At 42.3% G+C, this 22,046-nt stretch carries 21 protein-coding genes and 1 pseudogene; 16 read left to right on the plus strand and 6 right to left on the minus strand.

Annotated features, from left to right (window positions below):
* Positions 1 to 227: 227 nt before the first annotated feature.
* Positions 228 to 1,031: a transposase gene (locus OEV42_04810; protein MDH3973582.1), complete on the plus strand. Its 804-nt coding sequence runs from the start codon at positions 228 to 230 to the stop codon at positions 1,029 to 1,031.
* Positions 1,032 to 1,088: 57 nt separating this feature from the next.
* Here OEV42_04810 and OEV42_04815 read toward each other — a convergent pair whose 3' ends face one another.
* The 4 genes from OEV42_04815 to OEV42_04830 all read right to left on the minus strand — a co-directional run bounded on the left by OEV42_04815 (position 1,089) and on the right by OEV42_04830 (position 5,818).
* A complete protein-coding gene (locus OEV42_04815; protein ID MDH3973583.1) occupies positions 1,089 to 1,517 on the minus strand; it encodes a general glycosylation pathway protein in 429 nt (142 codons plus the stop codon).
* A 120-nt stretch (positions 1,518 to 1,637) separates the two neighbouring features.
* A complete protein-coding gene (locus OEV42_04820) occupies positions 1,638 to 3,617 on the minus strand; it encodes a glycoside hydrolase family 15 protein (GenBank protein ID MDH3973584.1) in 1,980 nt (659 codons plus the stop codon).
* Positions 3,610 to 4,770 (minus strand): glycosyltransferase family 4 protein, encoded by a 1,161-nt coding sequence (locus OEV42_04825; GenBank protein MDH3973585.1) that lies wholly within the window; start codon positions 4,768 to 4,770, stop codon positions 3,610 to 3,612. Before OEV42_04825 ends, OEV42_04820 begins: the two co-directional genes overlap by 8 nt.
* Before the next feature lie 721 nt (positions 4,771 to 5,491).
* Positions 5,492 to 5,818, minus strand: coding sequence for an IS110 family transposase (locus OEV42_04830; protein MDH3973586.1), 327 nt, complete (start codon positions 5,816 to 5,818; stop codon positions 5,492 to 5,494).
* A gap of 175 nt (positions 5,819 to 5,993) precedes the next feature.
* Between OEV42_04830 and OEV42_04835 the strand changes: the two genes are divergently transcribed.
* The 13 genes and pseudogenes from OEV42_04835 (at position 5,994) to OEV42_04895 (ending at position 18,418) form a co-directional block, all read left to right on the plus strand.
* Positions 5,994 to 6,404: a hypothetical protein gene (locus OEV42_04835; GenBank protein MDH3973587.1), complete on the plus strand. Its 411-nt coding sequence runs from the start codon at positions 5,994 to 5,996 to the stop codon at positions 6,402 to 6,404.
* Positions 6,405 to 6,441: 37 nt separating this feature from the next.
* A complete protein-coding gene (locus OEV42_04840; GenBank protein ID MDH3973588.1) occupies positions 6,442 to 6,963 on the plus strand; it encodes an ATP-binding protein in 522 nt (173 codons plus the stop codon).
* A 291-nt stretch (positions 6,964 to 7,254) separates the two neighbouring features.
* Entirely contained in the window at positions 7,255 to 8,406 is a 1,152-nt protein-coding gene (locus OEV42_04845) for a Fic family protein (protein MDH3973589.1), read from the plus strand.
* A 143-nt stretch (positions 8,407 to 8,549) separates the two neighbouring features.
* Positions 8,550 to 9,485, plus strand: coding sequence for an NAD(P)-dependent alcohol dehydrogenase (locus tag OEV42_04850; GenBank protein ID MDH3973590.1), 936 nt, complete (start codon positions 8,550 to 8,552; stop codon positions 9,483 to 9,485).
* Positions 9,486 to 9,650: 165 nt separating this feature from the next.
* Positions 9,651 to 9,803 (plus strand): annotated as a pseudogene (locus OEV42_04855) (transposase).
* Positions 9,802 to 10,023 (plus strand): hypothetical protein, encoded by a 222-nt coding sequence (locus tag OEV42_04860; GenBank protein ID MDH3973591.1) that lies wholly within the window; start codon positions 9,802 to 9,804, stop codon positions 10,021 to 10,023. Before OEV42_04855 ends, OEV42_04860 begins: the two are co-directional and overlap by 2 nt.
* A complete protein-coding gene (locus OEV42_04865; GenBank protein MDH3973592.1) occupies positions 10,020 to 10,916 on the plus strand; it encodes a hypothetical protein in 897 nt (298 codons plus the stop codon). The genes OEV42_04860 and OEV42_04865 overlap by 4 nt, the downstream gene beginning before the upstream one ends.
* A 174-nt stretch (positions 10,917 to 11,090) precedes the next feature.
* Positions 11,091 to 11,732 (plus strand): transcriptional repressor LexA, encoded by a 642-nt coding sequence (lexA, locus tag OEV42_04870; GenBank protein MDH3973593.1) that lies wholly within the window; start codon positions 11,091 to 11,093, stop codon positions 11,730 to 11,732.
* Entirely contained in the window at positions 11,729 to 14,803 is a 3,075-nt protein-coding gene (locus OEV42_04875; GenBank protein ID MDH3973594.1) for an N-6 DNA methylase, read from the plus strand. Before lexA ends, OEV42_04875 begins: the two co-directional genes overlap by 4 nt.
* Positions 14,803 to 15,498: a hypothetical protein gene (locus tag OEV42_04880; protein MDH3973595.1), complete on the plus strand. Its 696-nt coding sequence runs from the start codon at positions 14,803 to 14,805 to the stop codon at positions 15,496 to 15,498. The genes OEV42_04875 and OEV42_04880 overlap by 1 nt, the downstream gene beginning before the upstream one ends.
* A gap of 83 nt (positions 15,499 to 15,581) precedes the next feature.
* Entirely contained in the window at positions 15,582 to 16,664 is a 1,083-nt protein-coding gene (rsgA, locus tag OEV42_04885) for a ribosome small subunit-dependent GTPase A (protein ID MDH3973596.1), read from the plus strand.
* A 194-nt stretch (positions 16,665 to 16,858) separates the two neighbouring features.
* Entirely contained in the window at positions 16,859 to 17,374 is a 516-nt protein-coding gene (locus tag OEV42_04890) for a hypothetical protein (protein ID MDH3973597.1), read from the plus strand.
* Positions 17,375 to 17,446: 72 nt separating this feature from the next.
* Positions 17,447 to 18,418, plus strand: a complete 972-nt coding sequence (locus OEV42_04895) for a bile acid:sodium symporter family protein (protein ID MDH3973598.1) — start codon at positions 17,447 to 17,449, stop codon at positions 18,416 to 18,418.
* A 57-nt stretch (positions 18,419 to 18,475) separates the two neighbouring features.
* On the opposite strand, the gene OEV42_04900 is transcribed toward OEV42_04895, so the two are convergent.
* A complete protein-coding gene (locus OEV42_04900; protein ID MDH3973599.1) occupies positions 18,476 to 18,979 on the minus strand; it encodes a hypothetical protein in 504 nt (167 codons plus the stop codon).
* Positions 18,980 to 19,399: 420 nt separating this feature from the next.
* Here OEV42_04900 and OEV42_04905 point away from each other — a divergent pair, with 420 nt between their 5' ends.
* A complete protein-coding gene (locus OEV42_04905; protein ID MDH3973600.1) occupies positions 19,400 to 19,606 on the plus strand; it encodes a hypothetical protein in 207 nt (68 codons plus the stop codon).
* Positions 19,607 to 19,824: 218 nt separating this feature from the next.
* On the opposite strand, the gene OEV42_04910 is transcribed toward OEV42_04905, so the two are convergent.
* Positions 19,825 to 21,042, minus strand: a complete 1,218-nt coding sequence (locus OEV42_04910; protein MDH3973601.1) for a pyridoxal-dependent decarboxylase — start codon at positions 21,040 to 21,042, stop codon at positions 19,825 to 19,827.
* A 413-nt stretch (positions 21,043 to 21,455) separates the two neighbouring features.
* Between OEV42_04910 and OEV42_04915 the strand changes: the two genes are divergently transcribed.
* The gene (locus OEV42_04915; GenBank protein MDH3973602.1) at positions 21,456 to 22,001 is read left to right on the plus strand and encodes a hypothetical protein; all 546 of its coding nucleotides are present in this window, start codon (positions 21,456 to 21,458) and stop codon (positions 21,999 to 22,001) included.
* Positions 22,002 to 22,046: the final 45 nt, after the last annotated feature.

Below are 22,046 nucleotides of genomic sequence, written 5' to 3' on the forward strand. Positions count from 1 at the left end.
AGGTGTGCATGCTTAAGAAAGAAGAACATCGGAAAGCCGTATGCGGGAGAACCGCTAGTACGGTTTGATGAGGGGAGGCTGTGAACCATGTCTTATTATCGGCAGGTTCGCTGCCTTCTACTCTAAAGGTCAAGTGCTTGAAAATAAAGGATATTGCTTCAAAAAGAGGCCTGTTTTGGGCCTTAGAAGACCCATTTTAGGGTCAAAATGGGGGTTTTAAGAAAATAATGGCAAGAGCGAATAGATATTATATACCTGGTCATGTCTGGCATATAACGCACCGCTGTCACAAAAAGGAATTTCTCTTGAAGTTTTCGAGAGACAGGGAGAATTGGCTAAGCTGGCTTTATGAAGCAAAGAAGCGTTTTGGGCTGAGAATACTGAATTATACGGTCACGTCCAATCATATTCATTTGCTGGTCATAGATAGCGGGCAAAATGTCATACCAAAAAGCTTGCAATTAATAGCAGGAAGAACGGCTCAGGAATTTAATCAACGAAAAAGCCGTAAAGGGGCCTTTTGGGAAGACAGGGACCATGCGACTGCAATAGAAAGAGGTGAGCACCTGATGAGATGCCTGGTTTACATTGACCTGAATATGGTGAGAGCCGGTGTTGTAAAGCATCCCTCGGAATGGCTTATGTGTGGATATAATGAAATACAAAACCCTCCAGACAGATATACATTGATCGATCAGCAGGGACTTGTTGATTATTGTAGCGTGGGTAGTAAAGATCAATTGATAAAAGAACATAGACAATGGGTAGAGGAAGCACTGAAAAAAGAGGAGAGCCGCCGAGAAGCCAGCTGGTCAGAAAGTATTGCTGTGGGTACGAGGAGCTTCATAGAAAGAACAAGGGCGCAACTTGGTTTAACGGCAAATAATGGGCGATTAAAAGAAAAGGGTGACCAATATGTGCTTAGAGAAGAGGTAAATGCTTACAGTGTTCATTTTGACCCAAAAATGGGGGCTCTAAGCCCTGAAAACAGCTATTATTGGAATGATAATGCTTATATAACAACAGGTTAGCTTGGTCCGACCCCATTTTCGTCCATTTTCGCATTTTTATACTGCGATATTTTGCGACTATTTGGCTTCATCCTGAGTCAGTTTCTGATACACACCAAGACCGATCACCACTAAAACTGCGGCAACTAACAAGAACGTTGGATAAATCAAATGACTAATTTCTTTCTTCCCTGCATCAAAAATGAAGACCAGGGCTTCCAGGCTTACTGCGATAGCAATGATGACGAGAAACTTTATTAATGTCTCTCTCTGCTTTGAGGGAGACTTCGTTCCGCTGTTGTGGAGGACTTCTTCCTCCAGCAAAAACTTGGAAACATCAAAGACTGCCATACCAATCACCATTAATCCGATTCCATCGAGAAGGGCTTTCACAAGAAGGGTTTTTTCGTGTACTGAGAGCCAAATGCCCCATAAGCCAACGGCCATCATTGTGAGGCTGATCAGAGCCAGACTTAATCCGCTCAAACCATAAACTACGCGCCCCATTCGGTCAGCGAAGCATTGTATTCTATTCATGTAAATTCCTTTTCAAATAAACACATCCTATTAAATAAATGGAGAGTAAAAAGAAGGACCGTTCCCTTTGAAAATACGGGGGCACTTCACCTATTTACCTCTTTTTTTAGCTTTTTCAAAGTCCTTCTTTTTTTCCGTGTACCTGAGGACCGTCCAGACATAGGCCGAGTGACTCCAGGTAAGGGGGGAGACGCAAAGCGGTTCACCGCTCAGGGGATGGACCTGCTCGGCAAGAACGCCTGAGGGAAGGGCATATTTCCCGCACCACTCGATATAGGGGAGCGCTTGAAGAAGCTCTGACCTGTCTTTTGCCAGGTCGATATAGTATTCAGCCAGCCAGAGTGTTGAAATAAACCATGGATTGCCCGGAATGCTATCGGGGCTGTCGTCGGCACGCTGATAGACATCCCCCTCGTATCTGGCGCACCCTTCTACGGGCGTTTTCAGCCAGAGCTGTTCACGTATTGCTTCGGCTGTTTCAACCATCCGCTCATCACCGGGGTCTAGAACGCCAAGAGTAGCCAGGCTTAGGAGACTGATATCGATCACCTCGTCAAGCTTGTATCCCTCCTTAGTCCTGGAACCGGACCGGGCAAAGCGCTTCAAGCCCTCATGGTAGAGGTGGCTACAGACAGCATCTGTCATTTCATGGGCCGCGAGATCGTAGTTTGCGGCCAGGGCGTCATCCTTGAAGAGTCTCGCAAAATTCGCCGCCGCCCTGAGACCGGCAATAACGGAGGCCACCGTATAGGTATGCAGCGCGTAACGCTCTTCCCATAGATCGTAGGAAGGCAGGGGAAGCATCGTTTCAGGGTCGCGGTAAGAGACTAGAAAGTCGGCGGCTTTTTTAATGATCCTGCCGTAAAGGGGCCTGATAAATTCTATATCCTTCAGGCTCTCATAGTGCATCCAGAGTGCCCATAGCGTGAGTGCCGTCGAATCTTCCTGGATGGGAAGGACCTCCTTGCCTTCAACGAGCCAGGAATGCCAGTTGCTGGCTAGAGAGCCGTCGGGATTGTAATGCTGGAACATATAGCCCTCGTCGGAGAGGATGCGGGCGCAGAAGTCGAAATATTTTATGCAGGCGTGGGAGTATCCCGCCTTTGCCAGCGCAGCAGCAACGAAGGCGCCGTCCCTCCCCCACATGTAGGAATAGGTATCTTTGCCGAAACGGATGATGTCGGAATCATTGGCGGCAATAATCGCTCCGCCGTTGTCGATCTGCGTCCTTAGTATAAGCAGGCTTCGCCTGTATATGTCGGTCACCGATCGGGGCAGGCCTTCCGGCTGAGGGGAATCTTTATGTACCCATGTATTCCAGTATCTGGAGGACCGCCTGATCAGTTCTACCGGACTCTTTTTGTGAACTTCCAGGTTGAGGTCTGCCACCTCTTTGTAGGTGGTGCCTGCCGCCATCCAGTAATAGGTCTTTATTTTCCCTCTTGCAGGTAGATCGAGCCAGATCCCGATAGTGGAATGAGGAGAACCCCAGGCAGAAGGATTAGCGCCGAGCTCCCCCTTTTCGGCCTCTTGTGCGGTGCCGAGTTCCCCCGGCCCCCCTCTTCCCCCGCAGGTGAAATGTTTTACTCCCCATTGCTTCTGAGACCAGCAGCTGATCAGGAAATAGCGGTGCATCTTGTAGTGAATGATGGAGGCGCTTCGCGGGTCGAAATAGGCCGTTCCGCCGATACCGTTTCCGTAGATGTTAAAATCGTGGCTGAAAAAGAGCCTCACCTGACGGGGTTTATCCTCGAGGTTGATGACCTCCATTTCTTTAACGTAGATATTGAGATTCATATCCACCACGTCGGAACATCTGAGTTTAAGGCCGAGAAGGTTATTCTTCAGGAAGACATTCGTCACAAGAGAGTTGTCATGATACCTTAAGTCTTTTTCCCACTGAGGCCCCATCCATGAGTAATTGCCGTCGGCCCATACGCCGAAGCGGAAGGGCTGGCCACTTGAATGGTTTTCCTGCCCCACATGAGGGAAATAAACGTCGCGGATCTGGTAATCGGAATCGAAGTTCAGATGGAAAGAGCCGTTGCTTACGGGGATATCTTTAGGCATGAAGCCCCTTTCTCAGAATATTCTCGTAAAGCTCGGAATATTTCCGGGACATGCTGGCAATGGAGAAGTTCTCTTTGATGTGCTTGCGGCAGTTGGTGGGACTGATCGTCCTTAAGGCACCTACCGCCCGGACCATCTCATCCATCGTTTCCACGGCAAAACCGGTCTCGCCGTGAATGACGATCTCAGGTACGGAGCCTTTATTGAAGGCGATTATGGGGGTTCCACATGCCATCGATTCAATGAGGACAAGGCCGAAGGGTTCGCCCCACTGGATAGGGAACAGGGTGGCCCGTGCATGGGCGTACCAGAGTTTTTTTCGATCGCTGTCCACCTCCCCGATGTAGATGATCTGCGCATCTGAGTTGAAGATGGGTTTCATCACCTTTTCATAATAATCGGCAGTCGAGAACTCTTTGCCCGCGTCAGTCACGAGGTCTATCGATTTTTTGAGGCTCTTGAAGAATGCCCGGTCTTCAGGCTTGTTCTGAACATTACCGGCGAGGATGAGGCGGGAGTCCGTTATCCTGGCAATCTCGATCGCCTTGTCCTGCCCCTTGTCGGCCGTGATCCTTCCGATGGAGAAGAGATAGTCGTGCTTGCCCGTAATGTCTCTATAGGGGTAATCCCCCACGTCGATGCCATGATGGATGACCTCCTGCCCGTTTACCAGCCCTTCATGCTGTCTCTTCTGGTACTCGCTGATAGGGACAAAATAGGCTCCTGAAGAAGAATTGAGCGATTCGTTCCACACCTTGAAGGGCCCTTTCTCTTTGGCAGGCACATGGAGGGTCATGACGATGGGAACGGGGCTTTTCATAACCCCCTTGAACATATACTCAACCATGATGGCGTCATGCATATGGATGATGTCTATATCCCCCCCCTTCGCCCTTTCCAGCGATCTTTGGAGATGGCTTTTCATACTCGCACGCTGAACGCGTGTATCTTTGCTCCAGTATTCGCTGAAACTCTCTTCGATGGTGGTGTAGCGTTCCCCCACGACTGAAGAATCGCCCGAACAGGCCACGATGGAGCGGTGTCCCAGATCATTCATTCCCTTGTCTATGTTATAGATTACCGTTTCGATGGGACCGTACCCCAGATTCTGCCTGATGGGCCGGTTTAACGTAGCTACATGAAGTACGTTCATTTTATTCCTCCCTATATGCTTAAAGGTTATTTCCTGATAATGCCAGGAATACGCGCCTGGGAAGATTCAGAAAGGACGGGTCAACTACCGAAGAAATGAAAATAAAAAAAGTGCTTGAGTAGGAATGCGTAAAGAGCTTCAGGGAGGGTTAGAACAAACCGGTATGTTTGGCCGCGAAGCAACTATAGTTGATTGGGATTAAGTGTAACACAAATGGAAGAGGATAGATACGAGTAAGAATAACGTGGTAGTGGTTCTCTCTAACAGATAATATCCCCGGCAGGTATAAAAATCTTAAAAGTTTTTTTTCTCCTGAATCTTTCATAATATTTATTCCACGCAGTTGAACTAAATTAAAATAGGGACATCCATGATAAGTAAAGTCAACAGGAAAACGGAGATTTCCCTCTCCCTTCGGTTGACCTCTCCCGATGGTTTAATTTTTCTGCTGCATTAGTAACAACCTTTTTTATCAAGTCATTGGGTCCACGATCATTCGCGACCAGACATCCATTTGCCGTCTCGGGCCAGGCAATGCGGATCATTTTCAGGCATTACCCCTTTTTTGAGGCCCTTACAGAAGATTGAGTTTGGGTTAAACCCGCCAGTCTCAAAACAGCGACAATGGAGTCTCTCAAATATTTATATCTGATTACTCAGACCCTATTATGTGAGACCCGGCGGGAAGATCGTTTGCAAATACAGCGTTATGGTTTAGCCCTTATGCCGCTTCCGAAACTTCTGATGCGTTAAATCCTGTTCTCCGTTTGTCTACAGCAAGCATATAGGCTACAAGCTTTCTGGCCACTGCCAGCGTTGCGCGATTTCTATTTCCTTTTTGAACTTCCCGTTCATGCACCCGGGCAAGTTGTCTATTCCAACGGGGCGCCAGTTTGGCAGCCTCTACCAGCACAGTCTGGAGATGTTTATTTCTCTGCTTTGACAGAGGACCTCTCTTAATTTTTCCGGCAGATTCCTTTTGGGCGCTGCACAGACCGCAATAGCTAACAGCTTGTCCTATAGAACTAAATCGCTCTGCATCTCCCACTTCAAGAACCCAGGTAAGCGCTGTTACTTCACCAATGCCGTAGGTGTATCCTTAATGGGTCGGACCAAGTTAAGTAGCTGAAAACAAAAGATAAAGCCATCAAAAACGCCATAAAATCAGCCTTAAAAGGCCCATTTTGGGCTTAAAATGGGGGCTTTAAGGTAAAAAGGAACATATGAGCTGCTTCTTAAGAATTTCCGGTGAAACATTAGATATTGATACTCTGCTATCTAAGCATTCTCTTGTTGCAGATCGGTTTTGGAAAAAAGGCGAACCTCACACACTTAAAGGAAAACTTCATTCAAATTCTGGAGCAACCTTTGTTGCCAGCGATGCTGACTTTGATGAGTTCGACCGTCAAGTCTCGGAAGCAACAGAGTTCTTGGCTTTGCACGCACCGGCTATTTCAGAAATGTCTACATTCCCAGGAGTACAGTATGCCATGCTTGATTTCGGCGTCTCCTTCTATGAGGGGTGTTTTGCTCAAAACTCTTATTTGCCACCCAGACTTATCCAGCTTGCTGCAAGCGCACAAATTGGTATTGAAATATCTCACTATGCATGTAACGATGATGAAGACAGCTAACCTATAAAAAGTAATAATGGGCAGCAAGGTAGAGATAATGAATAAAAAAGGAAATTTGATTTTTTTCTGCGGGAAAATGGGGGTTGGAAAATCGACTTACTCAAAAAAGCTGGCCAAAGAATTAAAGGCAGTTTTTTTATCGGAAGATGACTGGCTTTCTGCTATTTATCCGGAAGAAATAAAGAACTTTGACGATTATATAAAATATTCATCACGCTTAAAGCCCTTGTTAAAGGAGCATGTTCGAAGAATTTTAAAGTCGGAAGTTACCGTAGTTTTGGATTTTCCGGGGAACACAAAGAAGCAGAGAGCATGGTTTAAAGAAATATTTTCCCATGACCATATCCCCCACAAATTGATTTATCTGCAAGCAGATGATCAATTGTGCTTAAAGCGGATTGAAAAACGTAGAAAGAGTTCACCGGAGCGTGCCCGATTTGATACGGAAGAGGTCTTTCATCAGGTAACCGGTTATTTTCAAGCTCCTACTGATGATGAAGGTTTTAATATTGAAGTTGTGAATCAATCGATGGGGGCTGATGGGGTCGGAGTAAGCTAAGTAGCTGAAAACAAAAGATAAGATTCCTGAAAAAGGCTTAAAATCAGTCTTAAAAGGCCTGTTTTAAGCCCAAAAAGGGGCTTTTAGGGGAAGGGGGGAAAAGATTCTCCCTTTAGTTGAAATAACTGTTTTGTTTGTCCTCTGAATTCCATGACCATTACCCACAGGGGAGTTCCTATAATAAAGTTAGGCTTGCATATAATAATAAACTTGCTCTATATTAAAGGCAGCCTTACATATAAAAGATTTTTACCGCTATATTAAAGCTTAGTGTAAATAAGGATACATTAAATGAAGCATATAGGGCGTGCAGGTAAATATATTCGCCAATCCCAGGGCTATTCTGCTTTTATTCCAGCCTCTTTGCCACCTCAACCACCTATCGCGATAGACCAGGAAATGCAAACGCTCCTTTCAAAAGCAGACCGTGCTTTGGGAAGACTTGACGGCTCTATCCAAACGTTGCCGGACCCTGACTGGTTTGTCTATATGTATGTTCGAAAAGAAGCTGTTCTATCGAGCCAAATTGAGGGAACGCAAAGTTCATTAAATGATCTGCTTGAGGTAGAAGCAAAGGTATTTAGTGAAGACCGCCCACATGATGTGAATGAGGTACTTAATTACGTTACTGCAATGAATTATGGTTTGCAAAAACTTGCAGAACTCCCCGTTTCAACCCGTTTGATTCGTGAAATTCATGAAAAACTACTCAAAGGGGTTCGAGGTGCCCACAGGCAACCGGGTGAATTCAGAAGTACCCAGAACTGGATCGGCCCGGCCGGTTGTACACTCAGTGAAGCTACCTTTGTGCCACCTCCACCTTCCGAACTCCCGCCGGTTCTCTCGGCTTTTGAAAATTTTCTACATTCAAGCGCCCCTTTTCCTGTTCTGCTCAAGATCGGTATAGCACATGCTCAGTTTGAAACGATTCATCCCTTTCTGGATGGAAATGGGAGGGTAGGAAGACTGCTAATAACCTTTCTTCTTTGTGAACTGGATATATTACAAACTCCGGTACTTTATCTTTCCTATTATTTCAAAAAGCATCGTGATCGATACTATGATCTCTTACAGGAAGTTAGAGACAATGGCAACTGGGAAGATTGGTTGAAATTCTTTCTCGACGGTGTAGCTTGCATTTCCATTGAAGCGACGGAAATAGCACGTAAAATCGTAGACTTGAGAGAGCGACATCGCTCACTTATTGCAGAGAACTTTGGGCGAATAGCCGCCAACGGACTTAAAGTTCTGGAAAAGCTCTACTCTATCCCTATTATTACTGTAAAGGATATTATTGATCTGACAGGCACCAGCTATACAGCTGCAAATCAGCTAATGAATAAATTTGTTGACAATAATATGCTTTCGGAAATAACCGGCCATAGCAGAAACCGCCGTTTTCGCTATACTGATTATATTGATATTTTCTCGGAAGAGAAATAAAGCCAGGCAGGGCGGAATAACAATGTGTATTCCGCCGCATAAAAAAATAGGGTGTTATCAGGAAAATACATAATTACTTGTCAGGTTTTCGGGTGCAGAGTTTAAATTCAGTTATTTAGTTTTAAAAAGGAGAGGTAATCAGTATGAAGGCCTGGGTTTTTGATAAGTACGGTGAAGCGGATGTTTTATACCTTGATGATATAAATAAGCCTGAGCCAAAGGATAATGAAATTCTCATCAGAATATGCAGCACCACTGTTGCTGCTGCTGATTGGCGAATGCGGAAGGCTGAACCTTTCGTAATGAGATTGATGAATGGACTGACAAGGCCCAAAAAAATAAGAGTGCTTGGCTTTGAATTAGCCGGTGAGGTGGAGTCCGTTGGTAAAGACATAAAGCGATTCAAAAAAGGAGATTATGTCTTTGCCTTCTCGGGCCTCCGTTTTGGAACTCACTCCGAATATATATGCCTCCCTGAAAAGGGCTCAACCAGGTCAGGGTTAGTGGAAAAAATGCCGGAAGGAAGCACATTTAGCTCGGCATCAGCAATTCCCGCCGGAGGCCTGACATCGATATATTTTCTAAAGGAAAAAGGAAATATAAGCAAAGGAAAGAGAGTTCTTGTTTATGGGGCGTCGGGTAGTGTAGGCACATTCTCTGTACAAATAGCTAAATACTATGGTGCTGAGGTTACGGCTGTATGCAGTTCAAAAAATGTAGAGTTGGTAAAGTCTCTCGGTGCCGATCACATTATTGATTACACGAAGGAAAACTACTCCCATAGTCAGAAGGAATATGACATTATTTTCGATGCCGTAGGGAAAACAAGCAAATCTGAAGCGAAAAAGGTTCTGGCAAAAGGTGGCCTTTACCTTTCCAGTAAACAAATAGCTACTTTCAGCATGGAAAACCTTGGTTTGCTAAAGCAGCTCTACGAAAACAGTGATATTAAAACAGTGGTTGACAGAGAGTATTCTTTTGAGGAAATTCCTGAGGCCCATCGCTATGTTGAAGGGTTTCATAAAGTTGGCAACGTTGTAGTTAAGGTGGAACAGAAAACCTGTCAAGAACCTTCGTAATGCCGGCAATGGGATCGGACCATCTTGAATAACTGAAAACAAAAGATGAGAACTGAATGGGGTCGGACAGAGTTAACTAATTGTACTTAAAAGAAAAAACACTGAAAACAGCCCCGTAGGGCGTATAAGCCTGCGCCATACGCCGAATGATTAAATAACACCATAATGCCAAACTACAGACGACAAAGAATCGAAGGTGCCGGCTACTTTTTCACCGTTAATTTGTTAGAAAGAAAAAAATTACTTTTTACCGACCATATTGAGTTACTTCGGGAATCGGTTCAAAAGATAAAGAAGCGAAGGCCTTTTTACATTGATGGATGAACATGTCGATGATTGGCATCATTCGACTTTTCATAAGCTTGCTAAAAAGGGTATTTATCCTGAAAATTGGGTGAGTTGTGATATAAAGGATGTTCAGGCTGGTGATGAGGGGGATTATTTCATGCGGCGGATGGCGCAGGCTTATCCATCCTACGGGTCTGCGTATTTGATAAAGTTGCATTATCTGGGCAATGCCCAGCCTGTAAAACTATGAAGCTAGAAAAAGCCTTATCACTAGAACTCGGTCAGAATTTAGCAGCTGAGAAAGCGGACCAGCTTTACCTTACTGGAAAACTCCGCTCAAAGTATGAGTTTGAATGTCCTGACCCGAATTGCGATGCTCAAGTAACATGTGCAAATCTTGATAGACCGAAGCACCTTCGGAAACGCGACCCCTACTATAAATTTGTTTCTCAACATAAAGATAACTGTAATATCGGAAAAGAAATTAAGTTAAAGAGAGGGTATACAATAGGTCAGACAGACGATCTTTATGGTTACGAAGATGTATTCCATGAGAATTCTGTCCGCTTAAATCTCCAGCCACCTTCTGTGTATCGATCTGATTCTAACCGGAGAACAGAAGAAAATAAAGGTGACTACAGGTCCCTCGGTCACAAAAACCAGTATTCCGGAAATCGAAAAATACAACAAAGAAAAACACTCAGTGCACTAGTAGATTCTTTTCTTAATGGAGAAAACTTCGATGTGCAACTTCCAAAAACAGGTTTTATTTCCCTTCAGGATTTATTTATTAAGGTAGATAATCAAGATATTTCTGAACTTCAAGATGATTACCGCGTTTATTATGGCAAGGCATGGTTAAATAAAACTGTATCTGGCAAAGAATTCTACGTTCGTTTTGTAAATAAGCTGCGTCATGGAAAATTAGAGATTAGACCTACTTTCTTTATCAGTAGTGAGTTGATTGAGCAATATAGTTACAAGAAATTTCATCGGCACAGCTTAGAGACTTTAGTGAACAGGACTCAAAAAGACATATTCCTGATCTCTGAAACAGCGCCTGTCTTGGATCGAGCGGGGAAACATATCAACTTTTATTTAGAAGGATTGAGTTACATGGATTACCGTATTTCTCGAGCATAACAATGAAGGGGACATTGAATTGTAGATAGTATCTACTTGGAGAGTAGAATAAAGGGAAGGAATTAAGGAGAGATCTTCCCTTATTTTTTTGCTATTTCATATCTTGATTTTTAGAATAGTGTACATTAATATAGTGTAAATAATAACACTATTGCGACCTCATACTATATTCTCATGAAGAACCTTACTAATAAGCAATCAGAAATTTATGAATTTATTGTTTCGTGGGTGAGGGATAATGGTTATCCCCCTACATATATGGAAATATGTAATTACTTTAAGTTCAGTAGTATTACATCTGTAAAGAATCATCTGCTGCTTATAGAGAAAAAAGGTTATATCCACTTGAACCCAGGGAAAGCTCGCGGGATACAGTTAACATTTCAAAATGAACCGACAAGTCAGCAACAGGTGGATTCAATTCCTCTATTAGGTTGTATCGCAGCAGGTGTTCCTATATGGGCAGAGCAAAATTTTGAAGAACATCTACCTATACCACCTGCAATGTTTGGAGATGGTGAACTCTTCGCTCTTCATGTTGTTGGTGACAGCATGACAGGTGTAGGGATCAATAATGGTGATATTGCTGTAATACAGAGGCGAGATAGTGTCGAAAATGGGGAAATTGCTGCTGTACTTATTGAGGGAGAAGCTACGTTAAAAAGAGTTTATTTGTCATCTAATATGTTTGTTCTTAAATCAGAAAACCCTGCCTTTAAAGACCTCAGCTATACTAAGGATCAAAGACATTATATCCAAATTCTTGGACGATATCAGGGAATTGTGCGAACTGGGAATAATAGGCGTTACTTATGAATATTTTAAATGAAGCAAAATCTTTTGGCTGTCACGATCTAGTCATATTAGGTGATGAACCTACCCCTAGACATCTTGACTACCTTGATTTGTTGAACACAGCAAGTAAGGGTGATTTAAAGGTAGATGCAGTTGCTGAATTCCAGGCAAGACCTTTGCTTTATATTGTTTCTGGTGATCGAAAGCAAAATATTGATGACAAGACTATATTGGATTTGCAGTGGCTTTTGGCTAACCGTGGAGAAAGGGCATATGTAGGTATCATGAACCCAGGCGAACTAAATGTTTACCCTGTCAACTTGGACCGTTCAGTCCTGGCTAAAGGGAATAAGCCGAAGACAATTAAACAGGAAGCCCCGGAGGCCCCCCTCTTTTTTCAAAGTGTTGTAAGCGGCTCCTTTACAATGGAAGGCCAGCCAGAAGCTGCTGATTATGTTTTCAAGACAATTCATGACGCCATGACCTATTCTTCTAAAGACCTGATAGGGCATGGACTAAACCCTCTGGATGTTCTTTCATTTCTCGGCAGGGCACTGTTTTTCCGTTTTCTTTGCGACCGTAAAATAGTCAAATGTAGTGAGCTTGCTTCAATAAGCCCTCAAGCAAAAACGCCCGGTGACTGTTTCCGTAATGTGGAAAGCGCGGTTGCAACATGCAAGTGGCTAGATGAAACCTTCAATGGCGATTTGCTCCCTCTCTCTGATGATTATTCAATTGCATTTAATAAGGCAGCACAACAGACCAATGGTAGTTTGTTTAAACATTTGTGTGCCATCATGGAAGGCTGGGATCGTGTTGGAGTTGAAACTTTTCAATTAACCATCGACTGGGGTGACTTGGACTTTGCTCATATTCCAATTGGAGTTCTCAGCCAGGTTTACGAGAACTTCAGCAGAATATGGGATAAGCGGGCGGAAGAGACAAGTGTTTACTACACGCCTAAAGATATAGCGCGATATCTTGTGGATGATGCGTTTGAAGGAATTAAAGACAAGAAAAATGCAAGAATTCTGGACCCTAGTTGTGGAGCCGGTATTTTCTTGGTTCTTGCCTTCAGGAAGCTTGTGGCGGCCCGATGGGAGCATGACGGGAAAAGGCCGGATACGAAAACGATCCAATCTATTCTATACAATCAGATATGCGGCTTCGACATCAGCGAATCGGCTCTTCGCTTGGCTGCGTTGTCTCTATATATCACCGCTATAGAACTTAATGGAACGCCTCGCCCCCCTAAAAGCTTGAAGTTTCCAAAACCATTACAAGGTGTAGCACTTTACAATCACAAACGCCCGGAGGAAGAGGAAAACACAGGTTTTGTGCTGGGTAGTTTGTGGGATGATCTATCCGATAATTTTAATGGCAGTTTCGATATGGTTATCGGAAACCCCCCATGGAGCCGTCTTACAGGTAAAACAGATGCGGAAAAAAAAGAGGTCAAAAAACATAACGTATCTTTTACCAAGCTGATTCGCAAAGCCTTAAATGAGCGTGGCCTCAAGAATATCGCTAAGAATTACCAAAATCCTGATAACAATCCTGACCTCCCGTTTTTGTGGAAAGCAACACTTTGGGCTAAACCTGATGCTATTATTGCCATGGTATTGCCTGCAAGAATCTTTCTCAAACAATCTGGCCCCGGCACGCGCGCTTTTAATGCGATATTAAAAGGCCTCGAAATTACGGGGATTCTTAACGGATCGAACCTGTCGGACAGCAAAGACGTATGGCCTGATATGGGCCAGCCTTTTATGCTCTTTTTTGCGCGTAACCGCGTGCCTGACGAAAACCACTATTTCCATTTTGTTACTCCTCATTTTGAAAAACGACTAAATGACAAAGGACGTATTCGAATTGATTATCAGGCCGCTCAACCTATAGCTGTTGGCAAGGTTATAGAAGATTCTAATCTTTTGAAAATTTTAGCAGTTGGAACGTTTCTTGACGTGGAGATAGTTCATAAAATTAATGCTATGGAGTGGCCAACAGTTAAAGCCTATTGGAAGAAATCAGGTTTATATACAAGTAAAGGTTATGATCTGTCGGCTAAGCAAAAACAAGAAGATGCTTCTTTTTTGCGAGACTTACCCAATTTCTCACCTCCGAACAATAATGGATTTTCTGTTAATATTTCATTGTTACCAAAGTTCAAATTCACTACAGCACAAATTAATCCTGAGAAACCTACTGCACATAGAACGCGTGACCCTGAGCTATACAAGCCACCATTATTAATTGTATCTCAATCGCCAAGCAATTCAGTAATTTCACCCAAGTCATGGATGGCACGAAACCCTATAGCGTTTAGAAAAAAGTTTTATGGTTACTCTGCTTATGGCTGTGAAAAAGCGGACGGGATATTGGCACTTCTTTATCTACTTACTCATAGTATGTTATTCAGATATCATGCACTAATAACGAGCTCTATAATGGGTGCTGAACGGAGGTCAATGACAAAATCAGATCTTGACAATTTCCCATTTCCTGAGATTAATGCCTTGTCAAAAAAGCAATATGAATATTCCTTAGAACTATCCAATGAGCTTGAAAATGCAACGATAAAACCTTGGCAGGCAATCAATAACTTTATTTTTGATCTATATGAATTGGATGAATTTGACCGGCAGGTTATTAGTGACACGCTTGATGTTGCACCTCCCTATAAGGAATTTCGTGACCGTGCTAATTCATGGCCAACGAAGAATGAACGGAAAACTTTTTATGATGAACTTCAAAGATTACTTGCACCATCTTTTACGGTAACTAATGAGACTGTATCTATCGATGAAATTGATAATGTAGGGAAGGGTATTCATTCACCTTGGCATTTTTTTACTATTTCTTCGACTGCCAGTTCTCAAAATATATCGAAGGAGGTATTGTCTTCTTTGATTTTCCAGATCACTAGAGAAGCTAACAAGACAGGATGCAGCCGCGCTATTATCCATGAAGAAGGGCTTCTTCTTGTTGGCATTATTGGGCAATATCGCTATTGGACTTTAAGCCGTGCCCGCCTTTGTGCGATGGATATTATACGTAATCATCTTGTTGTCTTTCCTGTAGGGCGTAACTAATGGCGGTAGGCTTTTTCACTCACGGCATAGAATATACCTTGCCGCACCCACCGATTCCAAAGCGTACAATTCTGCTGTTGTGCAATGTAATCAAAAGAGCATGGCAGTTGCTCCAAGAAAAGCCACCGTCAGGTTTTATTATTCATTCGGCGCATGAGGATACTATTACCCAAGTGCTGGTTGAGATTATTGAAAACCATTTGCGAAAAAATGGAGATATTCCCGGATTTAACTATGCTCTCTTCGGCAAGGTTATCCGTGAACCCAAGATCACAAATTTTGACAAGAAACACCCCGACAAGATGCCTGATATCTTCTTTGATTTAAAACGGGAAAAACAACCAGTTTTAAATGATCAAGATGGCCTCTTTGTGGAATGTAAACCCGTTGGCAAAACACATCCTATTTTATCGTGCTATTGCAACAAAGGGCTGGTGAGGTTTGTAAATGGAGACTATGCATGGGCAATGCAGGATGCTCTGATAGTTGGATACAACAAAGATTCATATTCATTTACAAAACTTGCATCTGTTCTTGGTGATAACAGTAAAAATGTTGATTTGAACGTAACTGCGCATTCTATTGTTAGTAAATCTGAATTCTACACTTCAACTCATAACAGAGATTTTGAGTGGCTAGAAAGAAATGGTACCGCTTGCCCTATAGAAGTATCACACCTTTGGCTAAAGGTGTAGGAAATACAAGAGTGGATAAGCTGCGTCATCCACTCTGCCTGACTACCGTAATGCCCCTAAAACATTAGGTATTTTAGTTTCACATGAATAATATTCCCAAAAATTTGAAAAAAATTGGTTTTGACAAATGGTTCCTGGAGTCGGTTAGCCCTGAAAGTCAGGAAAACTTTGAAATAGCCAGGGTAGTCGCTGTACACAAAGATAGCTACATAATAAGTAATGGCGTCGTTGACGTTTTAGCCGAATTAGTCGGAAAAATAACATTCAGCGCTTCATCTCCCCTTGATTATCCCGCAGTGGGTGATTGGGTCCTTGCCAATTTTTACGATGAAAATAGCTTCGCAATCATTCACGAGGTCTTACCACGCAAGTCCTTGTTGAAAAGAAAAACACCGGGGAAGAAAATTGATTTCCAGTTGATTGCCGCCAATATGGATGTTGCATTTATCGTTCAATCTTTGAATGAAAATTTTAATCTTCGACGCCTTGAACGTTATCTCGTCATGGTTAACGAAAATAATATCGACCCCATTGTACTGTTGAGCAAGAGTGACCTCCTTTCCGACAAAGACATATCGAAGAGAATTGAAGAAATACAAAAAATTATGCCCCGCTTGCAAATAGTACCTTTTAGCAATGAAAATGAATCCGGCCCGGGCAGTGTAAAAGAAATGATGAAACCTGGACTAAGCTATTGCCTGTTGGGATCGTCAGGAGTCGGCAAAACAACGTTAATAAACAAGCTCATCGGTGAATCAATTTATAAAACCAAAACGGTCAGTAAGAAAGAAAGTAAAGGAAGGCATGCCACAACTCACAGGCAGCTTATTAAACTGGAATCGGGTCCAATGATAGTCGACACGCCGGGCATGCGTGAACTGGGGAATTTCTCGGTAGATACGGGACTCGATGAAACATTTGCCGAAATCATCACTCTGTCTGAAGAATGCCGCTTCAATGATTGTACACATGTTGGAGAAAAGGGCTGTGCCCTTTTGGATGCCGTTGAAAAAGGGCAATTATCGGCTGACCGCTATCAAAATTATATAAAAATGTCTAAAGAATCTACTTACAATGAAATGTCATATTTGGAGAAGAGAAGAAAAGACAAGGAATTTGGAAAACTCTGCAAGACGGTAATGAAGCACAAAAAAAGTCAAAGGTAGTGCCTGGCATTAGAGAAGGGGGCCTTCCGGGGATTGATCAGGTAACTAACTGTAATCAAAAGTAAAAACATGAAAACAGCCCCAAAAAATTAAAATTACTTTTGTATCGTAAAAGGTGTGTTTTAGAGAGGGAAAAAAGATTTTTTCCAAAAGTTGAAATGATAGTTCTATAGAAACTGTGAATGAGGCAAACGATGTGTAAAAAACAATTTAAAGTTGTTCGGGAATGTAATTACAAGAAATATTTTTTTACTTTTTTAACCCTGTTGCTATCGGCACTTTTTTTGATATCCTGCGGTGGGGGAGGAGGTGGTGGTGATGGTGGTGGTGGTGATGGTGGTGGTGGTGATAATGTTGGAGGTGTTGGACCTAACGTACTTGTATCCGAGGGCACAGTTTCCTCACCAATTGTTATCGACTTTACAAAAGATATTCCCTATTCCGGGCAGGTTAATACGACAGAAAGCTTCTATAACATAAGTAGTGTGACGGCCGGTACAAGTTACAATATAACAATTAGTAGCTTGTCCGATGATATCGATCTTTTTGTCTATCGTGATGCAGTTTTTTCCTCACTCTTATGCTCTTCTGAACTAAACGGCACCATAAATGAGAGTTGCACTGCTATCCCTACCGGGAAGTCTATATATATAAACGTAGATGGCAGGTTCACCCTGGCAGGTACTGCCTTTACGCTGGAAATTTTCTAGATAGAGCACCGTAGATAGCCTCTGGGGAATCAGGCAGAAATAATATGATTCCAGGATGGTATCTACATGATCATGGATTTTCTATTAAAGGAAGAAACTATTTTCTGGTTGAACATAGTTTCTACAAAACAGGTATCGCAAAATATGCAAAATAGTCAATTATTATCCCTCATTGCCCCCTTAATCCTTGCCCTTATGATGCTGGGCATGGGGCTGTCATTAACGGTGAATGATTTTAGCCGATTGTTTATCAAGCCCAAGGCCGTATTACTGGGGGTTGGTCTGCAAACCATTGCCTTGCCTGTCACGGGCTACTTCCTGCTTATCTTCTCCGGCTTAACAGCGGAATTAGCCGTTGGCTTTATGCTTTTGGTTGCCTGTCCCGGAGGGCCGGGGTCAAACCTGGTTTCCTATATCTGCCGGGGGGATGCGGCATTATCGGTTACATTAACGGCCATAAGCAGCCTGTTGGCGGTCATCACCATTCCTTTGGTGGTCAATTTTAGTATTGCAGAGTTTATGCAAGCCGGCCATGTAAATATATCGGTCCTGAAAACAGTGCTTGCCGTGCTATTTATCACCTTGGTACCGCTGTCACTGGGGATGGTGATTGCCCGCCGATTTCCTGCTTTTGCGGCAGCTGCGGAGCAAAAAGTTAAATTTTTCTCCATTCTCTTTTTATTGGCCCTCGTGTTTTACACCTTCTATAAAGAGCGTAATCATCTGTCTGAACTTATTCAACAGGTGGGGCTACTCACAATTTTGCTGTGTATTTTAACCCTTTTGATCGGCTTTCTGGTGTCCAGAATGCTTGGTTTTAACAGCAGAATTCAAAAAACCATTGCCATAGAAGTGGGTATCCAAAACAGCGCTTTGGCCATTGTTGTTGCCGGTTCCATACTCCAGTCAAATTTAATGGCCGTGCCTGCGGCAATGTATTCTCCGGTAATGATCTCGGCCTCCCTCATGTTTTTACTTTATGAATTTTGGTTCAGGTTTATAAAGCGTCGTAGGACGGACAAGCCTGCGCCATCCGCCGCATGATTGAAGTTTTCTCTTGGCTCCTTCAGGATGACCTGCTGCCCTTTTTGTTGCTTTTAGTCATCTTATATGCTTATTCAGTTGCTTCTTGTATTTATAGGCTTTTTTGGATGCTTTTGGATGCGTTGCCAATACTTTCTTGTTTTTGTATAGCGTTTTTGAAACCTTGGGATTAGCATTCAGATACGCTTTGTTTTTATAGGCCTCTTTCGCAACTTTCGGGTGCTTGTTGAGCCATTCCCTATTGGAGTAGAGCTTTTTTGCGACTTCAGGATTGTTGTTCAGCCACGCCCTGTTTTTATAAATTTCTATAGTCACATCAGGGTGTTTTTCAAGCCATTTTCTATTCTCAATTGCTGACTGAAGTACAACCGGGTGATTTTCAAGCCACTGTCTGTCTTTAAATGCTGATTTAGCCACCTCTGGATGATTTTTCAACCATTTAACTGTATTTTGATTGTCCGGCATCTGGTCAAGATCTTCTGCAAATGACTTCATGGCAAGTCCCGATGTGATAATAAAGGACATTAGCATGACAATAGATATTGTTTTTGAACATTTCATAACAGTAAACTCCTTATTAAATTATTTTTTTTATATACTATAAACATTTCAACCTGATAAAAGGTTTCTGTCTTTATATTTTTTTTGTCGGAGTGGGGCAACAAGAGTTCTTGGGACACAATACCGAACTCCAGCAATGAAGAAATATGTCTCGGGAACTTCCCGTCGAAATGACAAGGAGGCAATATTATGAATCCCCGATTCCACTTTTCTGTATTTAGGCTATGGGCTGATAATCGGAAAAGAGAGGGTTACACCTCGAATCGTGAAAATTAAAGAATAAAAACTTTATCCCCATCACTTATTTCCCTTGCAAATCAGGGAATAGCACTCCACAATTGCAAGGATGATTAAGCGATATTTATATTCAAAACTCATTGACTTGGTTAATCAATATCCGGCGGTGGTGCGGAGATTGATTTGCTGTTGTCCTGGCCCAATGGTGAGCTATGGGCTATCGAGGTTAAGCGAAGCCTTGCTGCCAGGGCAGAAAAAGGTTTTTATGTCGCTTGCAGCGGCCTGAATCCATCGCGCAAATTTATCGTTTATCCCGGCACGAAATGCTACCGGATTACATCGGATATTGAAGTTATTTCTCCTTCTGTGCTGGTGTCAGCAGTCCGGTAGAAACTGATATGGCTCGAAAAGATAGCTCAGCACTAAAGATTGTTGTTCATTTAGGATTGTTTATAACATCTATTTATTTTTTGATAATCTTGATGGAAGGAACTTTTGAAATATATAAAATTTCATTAATTGCTGTGCTAGTTGTTTTCTTTATATTACTGGAATTCTTATTATAAGTGGATAGGTTGAGTCGAAAAAAACCGTAGAAACAATTAATCTTAATAATTAAGATGCGACTCTTTTGTGCTCCCTTTTGTACTCCTAAAAGTGCATTCTAAATATTTATTGAGAAATTCTTCCATCGCTTTTTCAGTGACATGCTCCATTGTAAAAATGTGCGTAAAATTTCCTTCTGGAGAAGAATAAAAAGGTAAATGATACTCTTTTATCAACTTATTGGAGGGAGCAGGTAAAACTACGCATGGAGAATATTTATGACACCAGGCATCAACACCATTTTCATTTAAAAGGCTTACAAACCATAGCGCCTTTTTTATAATCAAATTGGTTCGTTGAACCATGCCTTCATACCCTGTTTTTTTAAGTTTCATTAGAGTTACAAAGGGAGAAAAACCGTCACGAGAACCACCGATGGTTGTATCATATGATGAATAATGTTCAGCATATAATTCAGAATGCAAAAAAGGCAAGCTATCTATTTTGTTTTTGCGTGCAAGAAATAATGACCCTGGTATGGGAATACCTAATCTTTTATGAAAACTAACGGACAGAGAATCGACTTCTCCCAGGCTAAAGTCTAAATTTATCGGATTACCTTCTAAAAATGGGGTTATCATCCCGCCAAGAGCAGCGTCAATATGTAAATAATATCTACTTTTATCAACATTGAGATGTCGAAGTATTTCCAGTAATTTATCAGCATCGTCATAACATCCTTTTGCTACGGTTCCAGAGCAAAATACAATGGTATAATGTTCTTTGTTACATCTTTTAATTTGATTCTCAAAATCACTTGCTGATATTTCACCATATTTATTGGTTTTTATTTTAACTATTTTTTTATATCTTGTTATAAGGGCTGCTTTTTCAAAACTATTATGTGCTTCTTCGGAAATGATCAATGTAGATTCTTCTGACATTCTTTTTCCCAGGTGAACACCGTGCAGATTTGATATTGTTGAACAAGGGGTATAATAGCCCCATGCTTCATCAGCGGGAAGCCCCAGGAGACCGGCTACTAATAATACTAACTCTTTTTCATAATTGAAGGTAACTAAATGACCTCCATCGCCTGTAAAAGGATCGCCCAGATTATTCAAGTTGTAAGATAAAAGCGGAGCAAATATTTGGCAATCCTTCGCATCTTGATTTATTTGAATACCAAAACATTTTTTTTCCTCTGCATCTAAATAACTTATAAACGATTCAATTTCACTATTTAATTGTTCTGATGATAAGGGACTAAATTTATTCATTTAAAACTCTTTTTATCTAAAGTGACGACAATTAAGGTAAAAGATTTTGCCCTGTTGCTTCGAACGGAAAAAGTGAAGTTGCCTTGTTATGAAACGGTATTTTCCGGGTCCGGGCCTGTTTGCCCGGCAGATATTTTTTATCCCAAAAGCTACCATATGAAATATAGCATTGCAAATAGAATGTGACAAATTGAGCAATAATGCTTGATAATTCTCTGATTTAGTGGCATAACATTACTTATTGCCTGATATGAATAAGAAGATTATTGGGGTAATATCTTAACTGTTCAGTATTGGCCCTTATACTAAAATAGTTAAGGTGCGGCCCTTTTGTGCTCCTTGATAACGTTTTATGGGGGGCGACTTGTTTTGGTAATAGCTACGCGAAATAAATGTATAGGAGAAGGTTGATTATGTTTGAAAAAATTATTTTAATCCACAACAGGTCTTTACTGTTTTTATATTTATTGATCATAGGCATTTCAGTCGCCTTTTCCTCTTTCTCTCTCTTTGCCATGGGTGGTATGAGCATATTTGACGGCGTTCCCACAGAAGAGGCTTGCCGGGATTGCCATGAAGATCTGATAAATTTCCCCATGCTGGAGAGAAGTAACCCGGATAAGCATCACTTGCTGGTGGGAACACCGATCCCCTTGCCTGAAGACTCAACGGCGCCCAATGCGCCCGGTGGTTTTCCCGGTGAAGATTATGAGTGTATGTCTTGCCATGAAATGGATTTTATTCCAGAGACCCAGACGTACGGACTGGCCCCCTTTAGGGATTGCCTTCTTTGTCATCCTGAATGGGTTGTTACGGGGAGTCCCATGATGGGAACAAATATCCATCATGAGACACAAACCTTTCTTCTTGGAGATTGTCAGGCGTGCCATGGGAGTGGGATGGATGATGGTGGTATGGGAGGTGGCGGCATGGGTGGTGGTGGCATGGGTGGTATGTAAAGAGATTAAAAAAGTAAAAGCCCTGACCGGTGACGGTTATAGTGA

The sequence above is a fragment of the Deltaproteobacteria bacterium genome, from assembly GCA_029860075.1.
Taxonomy (GTDB): Bacteria; Desulfobacterota; JADFVX01; order JADFVX01; family JADFVX01; genus JAOUBX01.